Genomic DNA, 327 nt, shown 5'->3' on the forward strand with positions numbered 1-327 from the left:
AATGAAAATGTTTGTGTAAAAAAGAGTAATGAAATAATAACGAGAAAAACACCAATTACGATAATTGGTTTCATTCCAAACCTTTGCATCGGTTTTTCAAGAAATGGTGAAATAAATAATATCCCGATGTATAATGCCGTCGCATGAATACCATTAATAGTTGAACTAACTCCTTCTTGTTCAAAAATCATGGCGATTGTAGGTAGTAACATTCCTTGTGATAAACCGGAAATTGCAGCAACTCCAGCCATAATCCAAAAAGTAAAACGCATTGACATCCTCTTTCCTCCTTCTCACACTTTCCACTTCTCATTATAAATGGTTTCT

The 327-nt window shown here is 33.9% G+C and carries 1 pseudogene; it reads right to left on the reverse strand.

The features are described from left to right. Positions 1-278 (reverse strand): annotated as a pseudogene (locus KI356_RS27810) (MFS transporter); the annotation flags it as partial. Positions 279-327 lie beyond the last annotated feature (49 nt).

The organism is Bacillus hominis (genome assembly GCF_018332515.1).
Lineage (GTDB): Bacteria > Bacillota > Bacilli > Bacillales > Bacillaceae_G > Bacillus_A > Bacillus_A hominis.